The sequence below is a fragment of the Streptomyces sp. NPDC051738 genome, assembly GCF_044453205.1.
Classification (GTDB): domain Bacteria; phylum Actinomycetota; class Actinomycetes; order Streptomycetales; family Streptomycetaceae; genus Streptomyces.
The window spans coordinates 1-19,760 of the sequence record NZ_JBITCM010000008.1; the positions used below are offsets into that span (position 1 = coordinate 1).

Annotated in this window: 11 protein-coding genes; 1 reads left to right on the forward strand and 10 read right to left on the reverse strand. The window is 71.1% G+C overall.

Annotated elements, in window-relative coordinates; translation table 11 throughout:
- Both ACIA8X_RS19830 and ACIA8X_RS19835 read right to left on the reverse strand, forming a co-directional pair.
- On the reverse strand, positions 1-859 hold an 859-nt coding region (locus ACIA8X_RS19830; protein WP_399458774.1), incomplete at its 3' end, for a maltotransferase domain-containing protein.
- 260 nt (positions 860-1,119) lie between these two features.
- Positions 1,120-2,322: a S8 family peptidase gene (locus ACIA8X_RS19835; protein WP_399458775.1), complete on the reverse strand. Its 1,203-nt coding sequence runs from the start codon at positions 2,320-2,322 to the stop codon at positions 1,120-1,122.
- 322 nt (positions 2,323-2,644) lie between these two features.
- Here ACIA8X_RS19835 and ACIA8X_RS19840 point away from each other — a divergent pair, with 322 nt between their 5' ends.
- A complete protein-coding gene (locus ACIA8X_RS19840; protein ID WP_399458776.1) occupies positions 2,645-5,263 on the forward strand; it encodes a glycosyltransferase family 1 protein in 2,619 nt (872 codons plus the stop codon).
- A 78-nt stretch (positions 5,264-5,341) separates the two neighbouring features.
- Here the strand turns inward: ACIA8X_RS19840 and ACIA8X_RS19845 are convergent, their stop codons facing one another.
- The 8 genes from ACIA8X_RS19845 to ACIA8X_RS19880 form a co-directional block, all read right to left on the reverse strand.
- A complete protein-coding gene (locus ACIA8X_RS19845; protein ID WP_393451075.1) occupies positions 5,342-5,860 on the reverse strand; it encodes a DUF1990 family protein in 519 nt (172 codons plus the stop codon).
- A 93-nt stretch (positions 5,861-5,953) separates the two neighbouring features.
- Positions 5,954-7,618: a M4 family metallopeptidase gene (locus ACIA8X_RS19850; RefSeq protein ID WP_393451072.1), complete on the reverse strand. Its 1,665-nt coding sequence runs from the start codon at positions 7,616-7,618 to the stop codon at positions 5,954-5,956.
- 211 nt (positions 7,619-7,829) lie between these two features.
- Positions 7,830-9,893, reverse strand: a complete 2,064-nt coding sequence (locus ACIA8X_RS19855; RefSeq protein WP_393451069.1) for a M4 family metallopeptidase — start codon at positions 9,891-9,893, stop codon at positions 7,830-7,832.
- 294 nt (positions 9,894-10,187) lie between these two features.
- Positions 10,188-12,218, reverse strand: a complete 2,031-nt coding sequence (locus tag ACIA8X_RS19860) for an NAD(+) synthase (protein WP_393451066.1) — start codon at positions 12,216-12,218, stop codon at positions 10,188-10,190.
- A gap of 114 nt (positions 12,219-12,332) precedes the next feature.
- Positions 12,333-14,063, reverse strand: a complete 1,731-nt coding sequence (locus tag ACIA8X_RS19865) for an ABC transporter ATP-binding protein (protein WP_393451123.1) — start codon at positions 14,061-14,063, stop codon at positions 12,333-12,335.
- 110 nt (positions 14,064-14,173) lie between these two features.
- A complete protein-coding gene (locus ACIA8X_RS19870; RefSeq protein ID WP_393451063.1) occupies positions 14,174-15,886 on the reverse strand; it encodes an ABC transporter ATP-binding protein in 1,713 nt (570 codons plus the stop codon).
- Positions 15,887-15,917: 31 nt separating this feature from the next.
- Positions 15,918-17,774, reverse strand: a complete 1,857-nt coding sequence (locus ACIA8X_RS19875) for an ABC transporter ATP-binding protein (RefSeq protein ID WP_399458777.1) — start codon at positions 17,772-17,774, stop codon at positions 15,918-15,920.
- Positions 17,771-19,564, reverse strand: a complete 1,794-nt coding sequence (locus ACIA8X_RS19880; RefSeq protein ID WP_393451057.1) for an ABC transporter ATP-binding protein — start codon at positions 19,562-19,564, stop codon at positions 17,771-17,773. Before ACIA8X_RS19880 ends, ACIA8X_RS19875 begins: the two co-directional genes overlap by 4 nt.
- Positions 19,565-19,760 lie beyond the last annotated feature (196 nt).

The window sequence follows — 19,760 nt, forward strand, 5'->3', positions numbered from 1 at the left end:
CGATGGGGTGGATCGGCGGGAGGTAGACGACGTCGAAGCCCATCGCGGCGATCGCGGGCAGGCGGCGGGCGGCGGTGGTGAAGGTGCCGTGGGGGCGCTCGGGGGTGCCTTCGGAGCGGGGGAAGAACTCGTACCAGGAGCCGAACAGGGCCCGCTCGCGCTCGACCAGCAGGGGCAGCGGGGCCGACGCGGTGACCAGGTCCCGCAGCGGGTACCGCCCCAACACCGCATCCACCTCGGGCGTCGACGCGGCGGCCAACCGCCAGGCGGCCGGGCGGCTCTCGTCCCGCAGCGCCTCGGCGGCGGCGAGGACCACCTGCCGTCCCTGACCCTCGGGCACTCCGGCCGCCGCACGCTCGTACAGCCGCGCGCCCTCCTCCACCACGAGGTCCGTGTCCATCCCGGCCGGGATCTTGATCTGGGCGTGATGCCGCCAGGTGGCGACCGGATCGCCCCAGGCCTCGACCCGGTAGGTCCAGTCGCCGGGCTCGCCGGCGGTGACGGTGGCACCCCAGCGGTCGGTGCCGGGGGCCAGTTCGCGCATCGGCGTCCAGGGGCCCGGGCGGCCGTCGGGGTCGGTCAGGACGACGTTGGCGGCGACGGCGTCGTGGCCCTCGCGGAACACGGTCGCCGAGATCTCGAAGGTCTCGCCGGTCACCGCCTTCGCGGGCCTGCGCCCGTGCTGGACGATCGGGTGGACGTCGAGGACGGGTATGCGCCCGACGCCGCCGGCCGTGTCGCGCGCGGAGGGTCGCTCCGGGGCGGGCGGTCCGGTGTCGGCGGTGACGGCGCGGGGGGCTGGAGGTGCTTCGGTGCGGGACGTCGGGGGTGAGGACGACTGGTGGTGCATGGCGGGCATGACCGCTCCTGTCCGCGTCAACGTGGGTGGGCGGATGGCTGTGGGGAGGTGGGTCCTGCGGGGGTGTTGCGTGGAGTTGCGGGGTGTTTCCGGGGGTACGCCCGGGGGCGCACGGGTGGGGTGTACCGCTGGAGCCTTCCCACCCTATTCGGGTGGGCAATCCGGCACTTTGTTAACTACTCACGCGTATGTCTACACACAAGACCGGCCCCGTTCCTCAGGAACGGGGCCGGCGCCCGGACTTGGCCGTGAACAGACGGCTAGGAGCCCGGTACCCGCAGGAGTTTGTTCGGCGAACCGAGCCCACGCCCGGAAACCTTGCCGGACACGGCCTGGGCCACCAGCGCCTTGGACACCTGTGCGGGCGACGCCTTGCGATGGTCGGCCAGATAGAGCGCGGCCACGCCCGCCACGTGCGGCGACGCCATCGACGTACCCGAGTAGGTCGCCTTGCCCGTGTTGCTCGCGTACGACGCCGAGGTGATCCCGACGCCCGGGGCGAACACGTCAAGAGCCGAGCCGAAGTTGGAGAAGCTCGCCCGCGCGTCCTTCTTGTCGGTGGCGCCGACCGTGATGGCCTCCTTCACCGCCGCGGGGGAGTAGAGCCCCGCCGGCAACCCGTCGTTGCCCGCCGCGACCGTGTAGGTGACGCCGGACGCGATGGAGTTGCGTACGGCGGCGTCCAGCTGGGTGTTGCGGTAGCCGCCGAGGCTGACGTTGGCGACCGCCGGCTTCTTGGCGTGCCTGGTCACCCAGTCGATGCCCGCGATGACATCGGCGGTGGTGCCGGCGCCGGCGTTGTCGAGGACCCGTACGGAGACGACCTTGGCGTTCTTGGCGACGCCGTACTTGCCGCCCGCGATGGTGCCGGCGACATGGGTGCCGTGGCCGTTGCCGTCGCCCGCGGTCTTGTCGTCGCCGACGAAGTCCCAGCCGTGGCTCGCCCGGCCGCCGAAGTCCTTGTGCGAGATACGGATGCCGGTGTCGATCACATAGACCGTCACCCCGGAGCCCGCGGACTCCGGCCAGGTGTAGCTGTTGTCCAGCGGAAGGTTGGCCTGATCGATGCGGTCGAGTCCCCAGGACGGCGGGTTCTTCTGGTTGTGGTCCAGGGTCACGCGGGTGTCCTGGACGACCGAGGCGACCCTTGAGTCCGCCGCGAGCCGCTTGGCCTGTCTCTCGTCGGTCCGGATGGCGTAGCCGTTGAGGACCGTGCCGTAGGTGTGGCTTATTTTCGCCCCGTACTTCTCGGCGAGGCTCTTTCCGGCCGTCGACGGAGCCTTCGTTTCCCCCTTGAGTGTCACCACGTAACTGCCACTGACGGCGCCGGGTTCTCCGGCGCCGAGTATCTGCCCCTCCGGTGCGGCGTGCGCGGGCATGCTGGTGGCCGAAAGCGCGGCGACGCAGATCACCGCGGTCAGGCCACACGCCCCGCGCAGACGCCGTATGCGCGTCCGTGCCATGGTGTGAGTTCCCCTCCTCAACTCGGCGCACGGCGGCCCGGGATCGCCGGGTGCACCCGGCGTGGACCGGTGCGCCGATGTCACCCTCTCGTGAGGTGAGAAGTCGCCACAAGGATGCCTACGGGGGCGGAATCGGCCATATCGGCTATGGGGGATGTGTAAAGGTTGCGGCGTTTTTCGGACGTCTCCGCTCCGTTCCCTGCGCCTGACCGCCACAAAAACGCACCGTGGTTACGAAGCCCCGCATACCGATACCGTCGGTGGCGATGACGGGACCCACACCGCCGTGGGCCCCCTGCCACGCGCTGCCCGAGGTGGAACCGTGAAGGCGATCCGTCGATTCACCGTCCGTCCTGTCCTCCCCGAACCCCTCCGGCCCCTGAGCGACCTCGCGCGCAATCTGCGCTGGTCCTGGCACGCGGAGACCCGCGATCTCTTCCAGTCCGTCGACCCCGAGCGCTGGGCCGCCTCGGGCCAGGACCCCGTACGGCTGCTGGGCAGCGTCCCGCCCGGGCGGCTCGCCGAGCTCGCCGAGGACCGTCCGTTCCTGCGCCGGCTGACCGCGGTCGCCGGTGACCTGGGCGACTACGTCAGCGGCGAGCGCTGGTACCAGGGGCAGTCCGCCGAACTCCCCTCCGCCATCGCCTACTTCTCACCCGAGTTCGGCATCACGGCCGCCCTGCCCCAGTACTCCGGCGGCCTCGGCATCCTGGCCGGCGACCACCTCAAGGCGGCCAGCGACCTCGGTGTCCCGCTCATCGGTGTCGGGCTGCTGTACCGGCACGGCTACTTCCGGCAGAGCCTGTCCCGGGACGGCTGGCAGCAGGAGCACTACCCGGTCCTGGACCCCAACGAGCTGCCGCTGACGCTCCTGAAGGAGCCCGACGACACCCCCGCCCAGGTCTCCCTCGCCCTGCCCGGCGGCAAGTCGCTGCACGCCCGCGTCTGGCTCGCCCAGGTCGGCCGGGTGCCGCTGCTGATGCTCGACTCGGACGTCGAGGAGAACGACCTCGGCGAACGCGGCGTGACCGACCGGCTCTACGGCGGCGGCAGCGAGCACCGGCTGCTGCAGGAGATGCTGCTGGGCATAGGAGGGGTGCGGGCGGTCCGGACGTACTGTCGGCTGACCGGCCATCCGGACCCCGAGGTCTTCCACACCAACGAGGGGCATGCCGGCTTCCTCGGCCTGGAGCGCATCGCCGAACTGGCCGCGGAGGGGCTGGACTTCGGCTCCGCGCTGGAGGCCGTCCGGGCCGGCACGGTCTTCACCACCCACACCCCCGTGCCGGCCGGCATCGACCGCTTCGACCGCGAGCTGGTCGCCCGCCACTTCGGCCCCGACGCCGAACTCCCCGGCATCGATGTCGAGCACATCCTCCAGCTCGGCATGGAGACCTACCCCGGCGGCGAACCGAACCTCTTCAACATGGCCGTGATGGGCCTGCGCCTGGGCCAACGCGCCAACGGCGTCTCCCTCCTGCACGGCAACGTCAGCCGCGAGATGTTCTCGGGTCTGTGGCCGGGATTCGACCCCGACGAGGTGCCGATCACCTCCGTCACCAACGGTGTCCACGCCCCGACCTGGGTCGCCCCCGAGGTCTTCCGCCTGGGCGCCCGCCAGATCGGCGACCGGCGCGCCGAGGACGCGCTGACCGTGGGCGGCTCGGACCGCTGGGACGCGGTCGGGGAGATCCCCGACCAGGACATCTGGGAGCTGCGCCGGAACCTGCGCGAGCAGCTGGTGATGGAGGTACGGCAGCGGCTGCGCACCTCCTGGCGGCAACGCGGCGCCGGGACGGCCGAGTTGGGCTGGATCGACGGCGTCCTCGACCCGGACGTCCTGACGATCGGATTCGCGCGCCGCGTCCCGTCGTACAAACGCCTCACGCTGATGCTCCGCGACCCCGACCGCCTGATGGACCTCCTCCTGCACCCGGAGCGGCCCCTGCAGATCGTGGTGGCGGGCAAGGCGCACCCGGCGGACGACGGTGGAAAACGCCTGGTCCAGGAACTGGTCAGGTTCGCGGACGACCCGCGCGTACGCCACCGGATCGTGTTCCTCCCCGACTACGGCATGGCGATGGCCCAGAAGCTCTACCCGGGCTGCGACATCTGGCTCAACAACCCCCTGCGCCCGCTGGAGGCCTGCGGCACCTCCGGCATGAAGGCCGCGCTCAACGGCTGTCTCAACCTCTCCGTCCTGGACGGCTGGTGGGACGAGTGGTTCCAGCCCGACTTCGGCTGGTCGATCCCCACCGCGGACGGCACCGGCACCGACCCGGACCACCGCGACGACATAGAGGCGGCGGCGCTGTACGACCTGCTGGAGCAGCGGGTGACGCCCCGCTTCTACGAACGCGGCCAGGCCGGCCTGCCGGACCGCTGGATCGAGATGGTCCGCCAGACCTTGACGCTGCTCGGGCCGAAGGTCCTGGCGGGCAGGATGGTCCGCGAATACGTGGAGCGCCTCTACACCCCGGCCGCGCACGCGCACCGCGCGATGACGCCGGACGCGGCGCGTGAGCTGGCGGGATGGAAGGCGCGGGTGCGCTCGGCCTGGCACGGCGTCACGGTCGACCACGTCGAGACGTCGGCGGCGACACCCACCGCCGAACTCGGCTCGACGCTCGCCCTCCGGGTGCGGGTGGGCCTGGGTGACCTGGGGCCGGACGACGTGGAGGTCCAGGCGGTCTCGGGCCGCGTCGACCCGGAGGACCGCATCGCGGACGCGTCGACGGTGCCGTTGAAGACGGTGGGGAGCCCGGACGCGGAGGGACGGTGGCTGTACGAGGGGCCGCTCGCCCTGGACCGGACGGGGCCGTACGGGTACACGGTGCGGATTCTGCCGGCGCATCGGCTGCTCGCGTCGAGCGCGGAGTTGGGGCTCGTGGCGGTGCCTTCGGAGGAGATGGGGGAGGCGGCGGGTGTGCTGATGCGGTGACCCGCTGCCTGGCGCTCGGTCGGGACGTCCCGGCCGAGCGCCCGCATGAACTGTTCGGGACGGCGCGGTATCTCCCGCTCAGAACTCCTCGACCGGCGCGCACAGCCGCCGCAGTACCGCCCCGCACCGCCGCGCGTACGCATGCTGCAGTCCGCGTGTCGCCGGTCCCCCCGCCCGCGCGTACCACTTCGCCCCCCGGCTGAAGGCCCGCACGGTCAGCCACACCGTGCCGTCCCCCGTGCGCTCCACCATGAACACCTCCTCGCCGCACTCCGGATGGCCGGAAAGCGTGCCGTACGCCCAGCCGATCCGGCGGTACTCCTCCACCGTCCACACCACCCGGCACGGCGCCTTTATGACGCCGGCGAGCGTGACCGTGACGTCGACGTCGGGGGCCGCGCGGTCGGACGCGGCGTCGATGCCGACGCCCATCGCGCGGTGCATCTCCCAGGTCATGACCGCTTCCGCGGCTCTGCGGAAGACCTCCTCGCCCTCGCCGATGCGGCTGCGCACATGCAGGGGGTGGAAGCCGGGCGGGCAGAAGCCGGTCTCCCGGGTCGCGCCTACGTCGTCGTACGTGAAAGGCCCCAAAGACATGGGTCCCAAGCGTACGGCGGCACCCGGGGATGCCTTCGTCCCGGGTGCCGCCGCGGTCAGTTCTGGGTCAGTCCTGCCTCAACAGGCCTGTGGTCAGCTGACGTTGACCGCCGACCACGCGGCCGCCACCGCCTTGTACTCGGTGCTGGAGGTGCCGCCGTACAGGGCGGACGCCGCGCTCAGGGTCGCCGTACGGGCGGCCTTGTAGTTCGTCGTCGACGTCATGTACTCGGTCAGCGCCTTGTACCAGATCTGGGCGGCCTTGGCGCGGCCGATGCCGGTGACCGTCGAGCCGTTGGACGTCGGGGAGTTGTAGCTCACCCCGTTGATCGTCTTCGAACCGCTGCCCTCGGAGAGGATGTAGAAGAAGTGGTTCGCCGGGCCCGAGGAGTAGTGCACGTCCAGGCCGCCCAGGCTCGACGACCAGTAGTCGGCCGAGTTGCCGTCCTGGCTCGGCTTGTCCATGTAGCGCAGCGGGCTGCCGTCGCCGTTGATGTCGATCTCCTCGCCGATGAGGTAGTCACCGACGTCGGAGGAGTTGTTGGCGTAGAACTCGACCGCCGTGCCGAAGATGTCGGACGTGGCCTCGTTCAGGCCGCCCGACTCGCCCGAGTAGTTCAGGCCCGCCGTGTTCGACGTGACGCCGTGGGTCATCTCGTGGCCGGCCACGTCCAGCGAGGTGAGCGGCTTGACGTTGCCCTCGCCGTCGCCGTACGTCATGCAGAAGCAGCTGTCGTCCCAGAAGGCGTTGACGTAGGCGTTGCCGTAGTGGACGCGGGAGTACGCCGCCTTGCCGTCGTTCTTGATGCCGCTGCGGCCGAAGGAGTCCTTGTAGAAGTCCCAGGTCTCCTGGGCGCCGTAGGCGGCGTCGACGGCGGCCGTCTGGTCGGTGGAGGAGCTGCCGAAGGTGCCGGTGCCCCACGTGTCGTCGGCGTCCGTGAACAGGGTGCCGGTGCCGGAGGTGCGACGGGCCAGGTTGTACGTCTTGTGGCTGCCGCGCGAGGTGTCGTTCAGCTGGTACGTCGAGCCCGACAGGGACGTGCCGAGGGTGACCGTGCCCGAGTAGCCGCTCTTGCCGGTGCCGTTCTCGATGCCCTGGTACTCGTAGAGCTTCTTGCCGGTGGCCGCGTCGGTGATGACGTGCAGCTCGTTCGGGGTGCCGTCCTCCTGGAGGCCGCCGACGATCGTCTCGTAGGCGAGGGTCGGCTTGCCGTTCGCGGCCCAGACCACCTTGCGGGGCGCGTCGTCCGCCTCGGTCTTCTCCGAGCCGGCCGCCTTGGCCAGCTTCACGGCCTGGGTCTCGGCCTTGGCCGCGGTGATGGCGGGCTTGAGCGAGGCGACCTTGATGGTGGCCTTCGTCGCCTTGGTGACGCCCTTGTTCGCGCCGGACGCCGACTCGTGGACGACGAGGTCGCCGCCGAGGACGGGCAGGCCCGCGTAGGTGCGCTCGTAGCGGGTGTGGACGGTGCCGTCGGCGTCCTTCACGACGTCCTTGACGACCAGCTTCTCCTGGGCGCCGAGGCTTATCGCGTCGGCGGTCTCGGCCGCCTCGGCCTGCTGGTCCTTGATGAGGGCGCTGCGCGCGGCGGGGGCCAGTGCGACCGGGACGGCGAGCGGGGCGGCCTTTCTGCCGCTCTGCGCCTGGACCTCGGCGGCGGAACTGCCGGCGGCCAGGCCGGTGGTGAGCAGGGCTCCGGCCGCCACGGCGGTGGCGACGGCCAGAGTGGTGCGCTTGCGACGCGCGTAGAGGGGGGTCACACGAGCTCCTTTGTGGGGGGAAAAGCGTTGGTGCTGGTGCGGCGGGTGAGGGAAGCGTGACATCAGAGACGCGTACATGTCAGGAGTGGGCCGTGATGTTGGCCAAAATTTGACTGTCCGGTAAACGTTTCAGAAATGTAAACGGGCGCCGTCCCGGCGGGAGTTGAACCCACCGAGACGGCGCCCTGTCCTGGTCGGACCGTCAACGGGCCTACGGGAAGGTGAGCTTCCAGCTGTTGATGTAGCCGGTGTCGACGGCCGCGTTGTCCTGGACCCGCAGCTGCCAGACGCCGTTGGCGACCTCGGAGGAGGCGTTCACCGTGTACGTGGTGTTGAGGTTGTCCGAACTGCCGCCGGTGCCGTACGCCTTCAGCGTGTACGCCGTGCCGTCGGGGGCGAGCAGGTCCACCTTGAGGTCACCGACGTAGGTATGGACGATGTCCACGGCGACCGAGAGGTTGGACGGCGCGTTGCCGGTCCGGCCGGTGACCGTGACCGGGGACGTCACCGCGGCCCCGTTGTCCGGAATCGACACGTCCGTTCCGCTCTCGAAGGACGTACCGCCACCGCCGCCCCCGTCGGGGCGCGTGCCCACGTTGACACCCGCCCAGGCGTCCTGCACCGCCTTGTACTCGGGGCTCGTGGTGCCGTACAGCTCACCCGCCGCCGCGAGGGTGCCGGTGCGGGCGCCCGCGTAGTTGGTGGTGGACGTGAACTTGGTGGTCAGCGCGCGGAACCAGATCTTCTCAGCCTTGTCCCGGCCGATGCCGGTGACCGGAAGGCCGTCCGAGGTGGGCGAGTTGTAGGTGACACCGTTGATGGTCTTGGTGCCGCTGCCCTCGCTCAGCAGGTAGAAGAAGTGGTTCGCGGGGCCCGACGAGTAGTGCACGTCGATCGAGCCGATGCCCGAGTACCAGGCGTCCTTCGAGGAGCCGTCCTGGCTCGGCTTGTCCATGTAGCGCAGCGGGGTGCCGTCGCCGTTGATGTTGATCTCCTCGCCGATGAGGTAGTCACCGACGTCGGAGGAGTTGTTCGCGAAGAACTCGACGGTCGAGCCGAAGATGTCGGAGGTGGCCTCGTTCAGACCGCCGGACTCGCCCGAGTAGTTGAGGCCCGCGGTGTTGGAGGTGAGCCCGTGGGTCATCTCGTGCGCGGCCACGTCGATCGACGTCAGCGGGTTGGCGTTGCCCGAGCCGTCGCCGTACGTCATGCAGAAGCAGCTGTCGGACCAGAACGCGTTGACGTAGTTGTTGCCGTAGTGGACCCGGGAGTAGGCGCCGACGCCGTCGCCGCGGATACCCGAACGCCCGTGCACGTTCTTGTAGTAGTCCCACGTCAGCGCGGCACCGTAGTGCGCGTCGGCGCCCGCGGACTCCAGGTTGGACGGGCTGCCGTTGCCCCACACGTCGTCCGAGCCGGAGAAGAGGGTGCCGGTGCCGGAGGTGCCGCGGTTGAGGTTGTACGTCTTGTGGCTGCCGCGCGCGCCGTCGGTGAGGTTGTACGTCGACCCGGACTGCGTGGTGCCGAGGGTGACCGTACCGCTGTACACCGTGTTGCCGGTGCCGGTCTCGATCGCCTCCCACTCGTACAGCTTCTCGCCGGTGGTGGCGTCCGTGATGACGTGCAGTTCCTGCGGGGTGCCGTCGTGCTGGAAGCCGCCGACGACCGTCTCGTACGCCACGGTCGGCTTGCCGTTCGCGGCCCAGATCACCTTGCGCGGCGCCTTGTTGACGTCCGGGCTCTTGGCCTTCTCCGCCTTCGCGGCGGCCAGCGCCTGCTTCTCGGCCTTGGCGGTGGACACGGCGGCCTTCGTCGTCGCCGGCTTGATGGCGGCGCGGGTCGCCTTGACGACGGCCTCGGTCGCACCGGCCTTCGTGGTCTCGACGACCAGGTCGCCGCCGAGGACGGGCAGACCGTCGTAGGTCCGCTCGTAGCGGGTGTGGACCGTGCCGTCGCCGTCCTTGAGGACGTCACGGACGACCAGCTTCTCCTTGGCGCCGAGGCTCAGGTCCTTCGCGGTGTCCGCCTTCGTGGCGTCGGCCTCGCGTATCAGCGCGGCGCGCTGGGCGGGGGACAGCTTGACGGACTCGGCGCCCGGGATGACCTTGCCCGCGGCCGACGGTGCCTTCGCCGGGGCTGCGGTGGCGGCGCCCGACTGGACGGCCGCGGCGATCAGGGCGGAGACGCCGACGAGGGCCACGGCGGCGGCCCGGCGGTGCGTGGTGTGACGGCGCGTGGCGTGGGGGGTGCGTCTGTGGGAGGAACTGTCTCTCAACACTGACTCCTTCTGCGCGGCCGCGGATCACGCGGCCAGGGGAGACCGGGCCGGCGGGTGGGCCGTCCGGGCGACACGGGTGGTACGCAGAACGACGTGCGCGTGCGGGAACTTGGCGTGCGCGTGCGGGAGTTCAGCCGCGGGCACCGTCATGTGACGGTGTTGTGGGGTTGCTGTGACGCGGCCGTGGGAAGAGTGGCAGGTGACTGCGGTTTCTGTCAGGACCGCGTCATGAAGTTGGCCGGAAATCGTTCGTTGTCCGGGAGTTCACGTTCGATAAACGGACCAGACAACTCACTCGTCGAAGCGCGCGAGATCCCGCAGCCAGGCATGGGCCGTGCCGTCGGACGGCGCTCGCCAGTCGCCGCGCGGGGAGAGCGAGCCGCCCGCCGAGACCTTCGGGCCGTTCGGCATCGCCGAGCGCTTGAACTGTGCGAACGCGAAGAAGCGGCGGCAGAAGACCTCCAGCCAGCGCCGGATCTCCGCCAGGTCGTACGCGACCCGCTTGGCCTCGGGGAAGCCCGGCGGCCAGGCGCCCGCGTGCTCGTCGTGCCAGGCGTGCCAGGCCAGGAAGGCGATCTTCGACGGCCGGAAGCCGTACCGCAGGACGTGGAAGAGCGTGAAGTCGTGCAGCGCGTACGGCCCGATCTTGGACTCGGTCGACTGCATCTCCTCGCCCGGCACCAGCTCCGGGCTGATCTCCGTGTCGAGGATCGCGGCCAGCGTCCGGCCGGTCTCCTTGTCGAACTGCTCGCTGCCGATGACCCAGCGGATCAGATGCTGGATCAGCGTCTTCGGCACCCCGCCGTTGACGTTGTAGTGGCTCATCTGGTCGCCCACGCCGTACGTGGACCAGCCGAGCGCCAGCTCCGACAGGTCACCGGTGCCGAGCACGATGCCGCCGCGCTGGTTGGCCAGGCGGAACAGGTAGTCGGTGCGCAGGCCCGCCTGCACGTTCTCGAAGGTGACGTCGTACACCGGCTCGCCGGACGCGAACGGGTGGCCCATCTCCTTGAGCATCAGCCGCGCGGTCGGCGTGATGTCCAGCTCGGCCGCCGTCACGCCGAGCGAGTTCATCAGCTTGTGGGCGTTGTCCTTGGTGTGGTCGCTGGTGGCGAAGCCGGGCAGGGTGAAGGCCAGGATGTCGCTGCGCGGGCGCCCGGCGCGGTCCATCGCACGGGCGGCGACGATCAGGGCGTGCGTGGAGTCCAGACCGCCGGACACCCCGATGACCACCTTCGGGCCGCCGATCGAGGCAAGCCGCTGCTGGAGGCCCGCGACCTGGATGTTGTACGCCTCGTAGCAGTCCAGGGCGAGGCGCTCGGCGTCGGCCGGCACGAACGGGAACCGCTCGACCCGGCGCTTGAGGCCGAGGTCGGTGACCGGTGGGTCGAGCTCGAACCTGACTCTCCGGAAGTCCCCGGTGCGCCCGGCATGCGCGCGCCGGTTGTCGTCGAACGTGCCCATCCGGGCCCGCTCCTGCCGCAGCAGGTCGAGGTCGACGTCGGCCACCGAGTACTGGTCGTCGAGCGGGAAGCGGTCCGACTCGGCGAGCAGGGCGCCGTTCTCGTAGATCATGGTCTGCCCGTCCCAGGACAGGTCGGTCGTCGACTCCCCCAGACCGGCCGCCGAGTAGACGTACGCCGCCAGACAGCGCGAGGACGCCGCCCGGCACAGCAGCCGACGGTCCTCGGCCCGGCCGACCGTGATCGGGCTGCCCGAGAGGTTGGCGAGCACGGTCGCGCCGGCCAGCGCCGCCTCCGCGCTCGGGGGCACCGGCACCCACATGTCCTCGCAGATCTCCGCGTGCAGCACCAGTCCGGGGACGTCCGCCGCCTCGAAGAGCAGGTCGACGCCGAACGGCACCTCCTCGCCGCCGACACGGATCGTCCCACCGCGCTCGTCCTCGCCGGACGCGATCTGGCGCCGCTCGTAGAACTCCCGGTAGTTCGGCGGGTACGACTTCGGGGACACGCCCAGGATCCGGCCCCGGTGCACGATCACCGCGCAGTTGTAGATCCGGTGGCGGTGCCGCAGCGGGGCGCCGACGACCAGCACCGGAAGCAGGTCCGCCGACCCGGCCACCACCGCCCGGAGCGCCTCCTCGACCTCGTCGAGCACCGTGTCCTGGAGCAGCAGGTCCTCGATGGAGTAGCCGGTCAGACCCAGCTCGGGGAAGACGGCGACGGCCACGCCCTCCTGCGCACACGCGCGCGCCTGCCGCAGGACCGTTTCGGCGTTGGCGTGCGGGTCGGCGATGACGGTGTGGCCGGTGCACGCGGCGACGCGCGCGAAGCCGTGCTGGTAGATCGACCAGAAGTTCAACGGACTTCCCCAGGAGAAGCGGACAGTGCTGGAACCGAGCATAGATCGCCTGATCAGGCCCACGCCGTTCCGGACCGGGGCCGGTCCGGCGGACAGGCCCTAGGAACAGGGGGCCTAGGCAGGCCGCTCCCCGTGCCACGACCGCCACAGCGCCGCGTACGCCCCGTCCGCCGCGACCAGCTCGTCGTGGGTGCCCAGCTCGGTGAGGAGGCCGTTCTCCATCACGGCCACGCGGTCGGCGTCGTGCGCGGTGTGCAGGCGGTGGGCGATGGCGATGACCGTACGGCCCTCCAGTACGGCGGCCAGGGCGCGCTCGGTGTGGCGGGCGGTCGTCGGGTCGAGCAGCGCCGTCGCCTCGTCGAGGATCAGGGTGTGCGGGTCGGCCAGGACGACCCGGGCGAGGGCGAGCTGCTGGGCCTGCGAGCCGTCCGTACGGCAGCCCCCGTCGCCCAGCGCCGTGTCGAGACCGTCGGGCAGCCGCCGTACCCAGCCGTCGGCGCCGACCGCGGTCAGCGCGGCCCACAGCTCCTCGTCCGTGGCGGACGGTTCGGCGATCCGGAGGTTGTCGCGGACCGTGCCCAGGAAGACGTGGTGCTCCTGGGTGACCAGGACGACCTGGCGGCGCAGTTCCTCCGGGCCGAGCGCGACGACCGGGACACCGCCGACCGTCACCGAGCCGGCGGTCGGGGCGTCCACACCCGCCAGCAGCCTGCTCAGGGTGGTCTTCCCGGCGCCGGACGGGCCGACCACGGCCAGTCGTTCCCCCGGCCGCACGGTCAGGTCGACACCGCCGAGGACCTCGCCGCCGCGGTCGTACGCGTAGCGCACGCCGGTCACGTCGATCCGGTCGTCCGCGGGGGTGGGGGAGTCGGCGTCCGTCGCCTGCGGGGCCCGGGCCAGGCCCTCCACACGGGCGAACGAGGCGCCGCTGCTCTGCAGTTGCTCGACGCGCATCAGGATCTCGTCGAGCGGACCGACCATCTGCTGCTGATACAGCGCCGCCGCGACCACCGTGCCCAGGCTGATCGTGCCCTGCGCGTGCAGCGCGCCGCCGACGAGCAGGACCGTCGCCACGGGGACGAGATAGGCGATCTCGACCGACGGGAAGAACACCGAGCGCAGGAAGAGGGTGTGCAGCCGGGTCCGGCGGGACTCCTCCAGCGCGTCCCGGCTCGCTGTCACCCGCCGCCGCTGCAGCCGCAGCGCCTCCACCGTGCGGGCGCCGGACGCCGTCGCCGCGAGGATCTCCGCGACGTCCGAGGTGGCCGCGCCCTCGGCGAGGTAGCCGGTGCGGGCGCGGCGCAGATACCAGCGCAGCACCGGCCAGAGGCCGGCCAGGCCGAGCAGGCCGCAGGCACCGAGCAGGGGGTCGAGCACGAAGACCGCGCCCAGCAGGAACAGGACCTGGACGGAGTTGATGAGCAGCTCGGGCCCGGCGTCGCGCAGGGTGGTGCCGACGGTGGCCACGTCGGCGGTGCCGCGCGCCGTCAGGTCTCCGGTGCCGGCGCGTTCCACGACCGACGCGGGCAGGGCGAGCGTGCGGTTCACGAACTCCTCGCGGACGCGGGCGAGGGTGCGTTCGCCGAAGCGGTGGCCTACGTAGCGGGCCCAGCGGGCCAGCAACAGCTGGGCTGTGGCCGCTATCAGGATGGTGAGGGCGAGTTTGTCGACGGTCGTTACGTCTGCGCCGCGTCTGACTTCGTCGATGATGCGGCCTACCAGCCAGGGGCTGGCCAAGCCGGCGATCGCTGCGAGGGAGTTCAGGGCGAGTACGGCTGTGAAGGCGCGGGCGTCGGCTCGGATCAGGCGGGTGGTGGCTTGGCGTACGTCTTTGGGCTCGGCTATGGGGAGGGTTGTGCGGCTATGAGCTCGGGACTTGGGGTTGTTCGCCGGGTGCGGGGGCTTTGTGGCTTGTCGCGCAGTTCCCCGCGCCCCTGAGGGGGGTTTGGCTTTCGTCACCTGGCTAGCTCCTCGGCGTCTTCGTCCCGGGCCACCAGGGCTCTGTATCCCGGCTCTCCGTTCAGCAGTTCTCGGTGGGTGCCTGTTGCTGCCACCTTGCCGTCGACCAGGTAGTGGACCGTGTCGGCCTGGTCCAGGACCAACGGGGACGTCGTCGTCACCAGCGTCGTACGGCCGTGTCTCGTCGTGTGCAGGCGTTCTGCGACCCTTGCCTCCGTGTGGGCGTCCAGGGCCGACGTGGGCTCCACAGCCAAGAGCACCTCCGGGTCCGCCAGGAGGGCGCGGGTCAGGCGGACGCGTTGGCGTTGGCCGCCGGAGAGGTTGCGGCCCTGGGCGTCGATCGGGGTGTCGAGGGCGTCGGGGAGGCCGCGGACGATGTCCTCGGCGACCGCCGTGTGCACCGCCTGAGTGATCGCTGAGTCGTCTCGGTCCGTGTGTCCGGCCACCAGGTCGCGCAGGGTGCCCGCGAACAGGTCGGCCTCGTGGTCGGCGACCAGGATGCGCGCCCGGAGCTGTGGTAGCGCGATCTCGTTCAGGGGTACTTCGCCCCAGGTCGCCGCCGACGGGACGTAGCGGCCGAGGCGGTCGACGACGGTCGTGGCGTCGGCCGGCAGCGCGGCGGCCAGTGCGGTGAGCCGGCCGGGCGGCACCCGCACCCCGGACTCGGGGTCGTGCAGCACCGCCGGTTCGGCCGGCGCGTCCCGGGTGCCGGTGTCCGCCATCGGCTCCAGCCGCAGGAACCGTACGACCCGCCGCGCCGCCACCACCCCACGGCTGACCTGGTAACCGCACTCGATGAAGAACGCCACCGGCCCCACCAGCACCGCGACATAGCCGTACACCGACACCAACTCGCCCACGGTGATGGCCCCCTGGGCGGCCAGCCGTGCCGCCAGCCAGGTCACCACGGCCAGGAACAGCGTGGGCAGCCCCACGCCGAGTGCCTGCACCCAGCTGGTCACCGCCCCGACCCGGTACCCCTGCGCCCGCAGCCGCTGCGAGTCGCGGTGGAAGGCGTCGGCGACCAGGCCCTTGCCGCCGAGGCCGTTGAGGACGCGCAGGCCGCCCGCGAGGTCGGCGATCCGTGCGGTCAGGACGCCCTGCCGCTCGCGGTACTCCGTCTCCGTACCCTGCAACCGACCCAGCAGCGGACCGACGAGCACACCGACCAGCGGCATTCCGAGCAGCACCACGACCGCGATCGGCACCGACACCGACACGAGCAGACCGGCGACCACCAGATAGGCGACGACGGCGCCGACGCCCGGGCCGACGACGGTCAGGGACTGGCTGATGGTCTGGACGTCGCCCACGCCGATCGTGACGACCTCCCCCGCCCCGATCCGGCGCGGCAGCGTGGCGCCCAGGCGTACCGCGTGCCCGATCAGCACCTTGACCGTGCGGAAGTTGCTGTCCATCCGCACCCGCGTCATCGTGCGGTGCCGCATGATGCTCAGCCAGGCGTTGAACGCCCCCACCGCGAACAGCGCACCCGTCCACCCCGCCAACGCGCCGTAGTCACCGGCCGCCAGCCCGTCGTCGACGGCACGGGACATCAGGTACGGGGTCGCCGCCAGCAGCACCATCCATACGCTGGAGATCAGCGCCCCCATGATGGACCGCGTGCGCTGACGCATGACCAGCCACCACAGATACCGCCATCCGCCACGACAGTCGGGTGTCCCCGGATCCTCGTACGCGTCGATCATCGTTCCCCGTTCCGCCGCATCTCCCGTGCCACTACGCCAGACTGTCCCGCCACGCCCGGTGCAGATCCGCGAACCTGCCCGTCCCGGCGATGAGTTCGGCCGGTGTGCCGTCCTCGACGATCCGGCCGTGCTCCATGACCAGTACCCGGTCGGCGATCTCGACCGTGGAGAGGCGATGGGCGATCACGACGGCCGTACGGCCGTGCAGGACCGTCGACATCGCGCGCTGCACCGCCCGTTCGCCGGGGATGTCGAGGGAGCTGGTCGCCTCGTCGAGGATCAGCACGGCCGGGTCGGCGAGCAACGCCCGGGCGAACGCGACCAGTTGGCGCTGGCCGGCGGAGATACGGCCGCCGCGCTTGCGTACGTCGGTGTCGTAGCCGTCGGGCAGCGAGCCGATGAAGTCGTGCGCGCCGATGGCCTTCGCGGCCTGCTCGATCTCCTCGCGTGTGGCATCGGGCCGGCCGATGGCGATGTTCTCGGCGACCGTGCCGGAGAACAGGAACGCCTCCTGCGTCACCATGACCACCCCGCGCCGCAGTTCGGGCACGGGCAGCTCGCGCAGGTCGACGCCGTCGAGGAGGACCTTGCCGTCGGAAGGGTCGTAGAAGCGGGCGAGCAGCTTGGCCAGCGTCGACTTGCCCGCGCCCGTCGAGCCGACGACCGCGATCGTCTGGCCGACCGGGATCGTCAGGTCGAAGCGGGGCAGCACCTCGCCGCCGGTGCGGTAGCCGAACCGGACGCCGTCGAAGACGACCTCGCGGCCGGGGTGCTCCGACTCCGGTTCGGGGAGCCGGCGGGGCGTGTGCGGCTCGGGCACGGACGGTGTCTGGGCCAGCAGCCCGGCGATCTTCTCCAGGGAGGCGGCCGCCGACTGGTACGAGTTGAGGAACATGCCGAGCCGGTCGATCGGGTCGTACAGGCGGCGCAGGTAGAGCACGGCGGCCGCCAGCACGCCGAGGGCCAGCGTCCCGCCCGCGACCCGGTAGGCGCCCCACAGTACGATCCCCGCGACGGCCGTGTTGGCGACGAGCCGTGAGCCGACGACGTAACGGGCCATCTCCAGCAGCGCGTCGCCGTTCGTCCGCTCGTGCCGGGTGTTGAGGACCCGGAAGTCGGCGTCGTTGGCGGCCTCGCGGCGGAAGGCGCGCACCGGGCGGATGCCGTTCATCGTCTCGACGAACTTGACGATCACGGCGGCGATCGCGGTGGAGCGCACGGTGTACACACGCCCCGCGCGCCGCCGGTACCGCCGCACCAGGAGATACAGCGGCACGAGCGAGGCCACGGCGACCGCGCCAAGCCCGAGGTCCAGCCACAGCAGCATCGCCGAGATGTAGACGAAGGACAGGATGACGGTGACGAGTTCCTGCAGGCCCTCGTCGAGCAGTTCGCGCAGGGACTCCACGTCCGTGGTGGAGCGGGAGATGAGCCGTCCCGAGGTGTAGCGCTCGTGGAAGTCGACGCTCAGGGCCTGGGCATGGCGGAAGATACGGCCGCGCAGGTCGAGCAGCACGTCCTGGTTGACGCGGGCGGAGGCCAGGATGAACGCGTACTGCAGCGCGCCGGAGGCGAGCGCGCACAGCAGATAGCCGACGGCGACGGCGACCAGCGGCCCGAGGTCGTCGCGCCGGAACGCCGGCACGGCCGTGTCGATGGCGTACGCCACCAGCAGCGGGCCCGCCTGCACGGCCGCCTGCTGGAGCAGCAGCAGGAGCGTGGTGAGGGCGACGCGGGCCTTCATCGGGGTGAGCAGCGAGCGCAGGAGGGCGGCGGTGGCGCCCTGGGGAGTGGGCAGGACGTCGTGGTCGAAGGGGTCGTCCGGCCTGGCGGATTCGGGTTCCTCCGCCGGTTGTTCCTTGCCCGGTGCGGTGGTGGTCGCCGTCATCGGTCGGCCTCCTCGGTCCCGGCCATCAGGTGGGCGTACTCGGCGTTCGTGCGCAGCAGTTCGTGATGCGTGCCGACCGCGGTGATACGGCCGCCGGAGAGCAGGGCGACCCGGTCCGCGAGCAGCACGGTGGACGGGCGGTGGGCGACGATCAGGGCGGTGGTCTCCGCCAACACGTCCCGCAGGGCGGCCTCCACCGCGGCCTCGGTGTGCACGTCGAGGGCGGACAGGGGGTCGTCCAGCACGAGGAACCGGGGCCTGCCGACGACGGCACGCGCGAGCGCCAGCCGCTGCCGCTGCCCGCCGGAGAGACTCAGGCCCTGCTCGCCGACCTGCGTCCCGGTGCCATGGGGCAGGGCGTGCGCGAAGTCCGCCTGCGCGACGGCGAGCGCCCGCTCCAACTCGGGCTCTCCGGCGCCGTCTTCGGTTCCCATGAGGACGTTGTCGGCGACGCTGGCCGAGAAGAGGGTGGGCTCTTCGAAGGCGACAGCGACGAGTTCGCGCAGCGTTCTCCTGGGCATCGCGGAGATGTCCTGGCCGTCGAGAGTGATGCGGCCGGACGTCACCTCGTGGAGCCGGGGGACGAGGGCGGTGAGGGTCGTCTTGCCGCTGCCCGTCGCGCCGACGAGGGCCATGGATTCACCGGGGCGTATGTGGAGGTCTATGTGGTCGAGGACGGGAGGGGAGTCGCCGGGGGCGTCGGGGTAGCGGAACCGCACGTCGTGGAACCGGAGTCCGAGGTCCGTACGATCCGCCTTCGCCGTCGAGATCTCCTGCCCTTCCGACTCGGCGTCCATGACCTCGAAGTACCGCTCCGTAGCCGTCGCCGCCTCCTGGCTCATCGCCAGCAGGAAGCCGATCGAGTCCACGGGCCACCGCAGCGCCAGTGCCGTCGACAGGAACGCCACCAGCGTGCCCGCCGACAGCTCCCCGTCCGCCACCTGCACCGCACCCAGCACCAGCGCCGCCCCGATGGCCAGCTCCGGCAGCGTCACGATGACGCCCCAGATCGTCGCCAGCAGGCGGGCCTTGCGCAGTTCCGTGCCGCGCAGCGTCCCGGACAGCTCCTTGAACGCCCGTGCCTGGCTGCGGTGCCGGCCGAACCCCTTGATGATCCGGATCCCGAGCACGCTCTCCTCGACGACCGTCGTCAGGTCGCCCACCTGGTCCTGCGCCCGGCGCGCCACGGTGGCGTACCGCTTCTCGAAGACCACGCAGGTGACCATCACGGGCACGGCCGGGATGAGGATCACCAGCCCCAGCGTCCAGTCCTGGAGCAGCATGATGATCACGCCGACGAGGATGGTCACGCCGTTGACCAGCAGGAACGTCAGCGGAAAGGCGAGGAACATGCGCAGCAGCATCAGATCGGTCGTGCCCCGCGACAGCAACTGCCCCGACGCCCACCGGTCGTGGAACGCCACCGGCAGCCGCTGCAGATGCCGGTACAGATCCGCCCGCATCGCCGCCTCGACCCCCGCCAGCGGGCGCGCCACCAGCCACCGCCGCAGCCCGAACAGCAGCGCCTCCGCGAACCCGAGCAGCAGCAGACACAGCGCCCCGAGCCACACCCCGGCCGGATCCCGGTCGGTGACGGGTCCGTCCACCATCCATTTCAGGACGAGCGGAATGACCAGCGACAGACAGGAGGCGACGATCGCCACGAAGGCGGCGGTGAACAACCGCACCCGCACGGGCCGTACATACGGCCACAGTCGCAGCAACGTGCGTACGGCGGAACGGTCGGATCGGTCGGGGCTGTCCTCGGCGGTTGCACGTGTCGTCACCATCACTCGCGAGCCTACGGATCGCCACTGACACTGCCCACCGAGTTTTGGCCGGTCCGCGATCGGCCGCTGGTCCTACGACCTGCGTGTTCGAGGGGTCGTACAACCGCGAGGGCGCGGTCGTCGGTCCGGTCGTAGGGCGCCATCAACCGATCGGTCGATGCCGCTTCGAGCGCGACGGCCGATGCGCCGGCCCCGG

Excerpts from the sequence above, each read along its gene's own strand:
- ACIA8X_RS19880 (WP_393451057.1), bottom strand. The coding sequence starts at position 19,564 with ATGGTGACGACACGTGCAACCGCCGAGGACAGCCCCGACCGATCCGAC.
- ACIA8X_RS19845 (WP_393451075.1), bottom strand. The coding sequence starts at position 5,860 with ATGTCTTTGGGGCCTTTCACGTACGACGACGTAGGCGCGACCCGGGAG.
- ACIA8X_RS19870 (WP_393451063.1), bottom strand. The coding sequence starts at position 15,886 with ATGATCGACGCGTACGAGGATCCGGGGACACCCGACTGTCGTGGCGGA.
- ACIA8X_RS19875 (WP_399458777.1), bottom strand. The coding sequence starts at position 17,774 with ATGACGGCGACCACCACCGCACCGGGCAAGGAACAACCGGCGGAGGAA.
- ACIA8X_RS19835 (WP_399458775.1), bottom strand. The coding sequence starts at position 2,322 with ATGGCACGGACGCGCATACGGCGTCTGCGCGGGGCGTGTGGCCTGACC.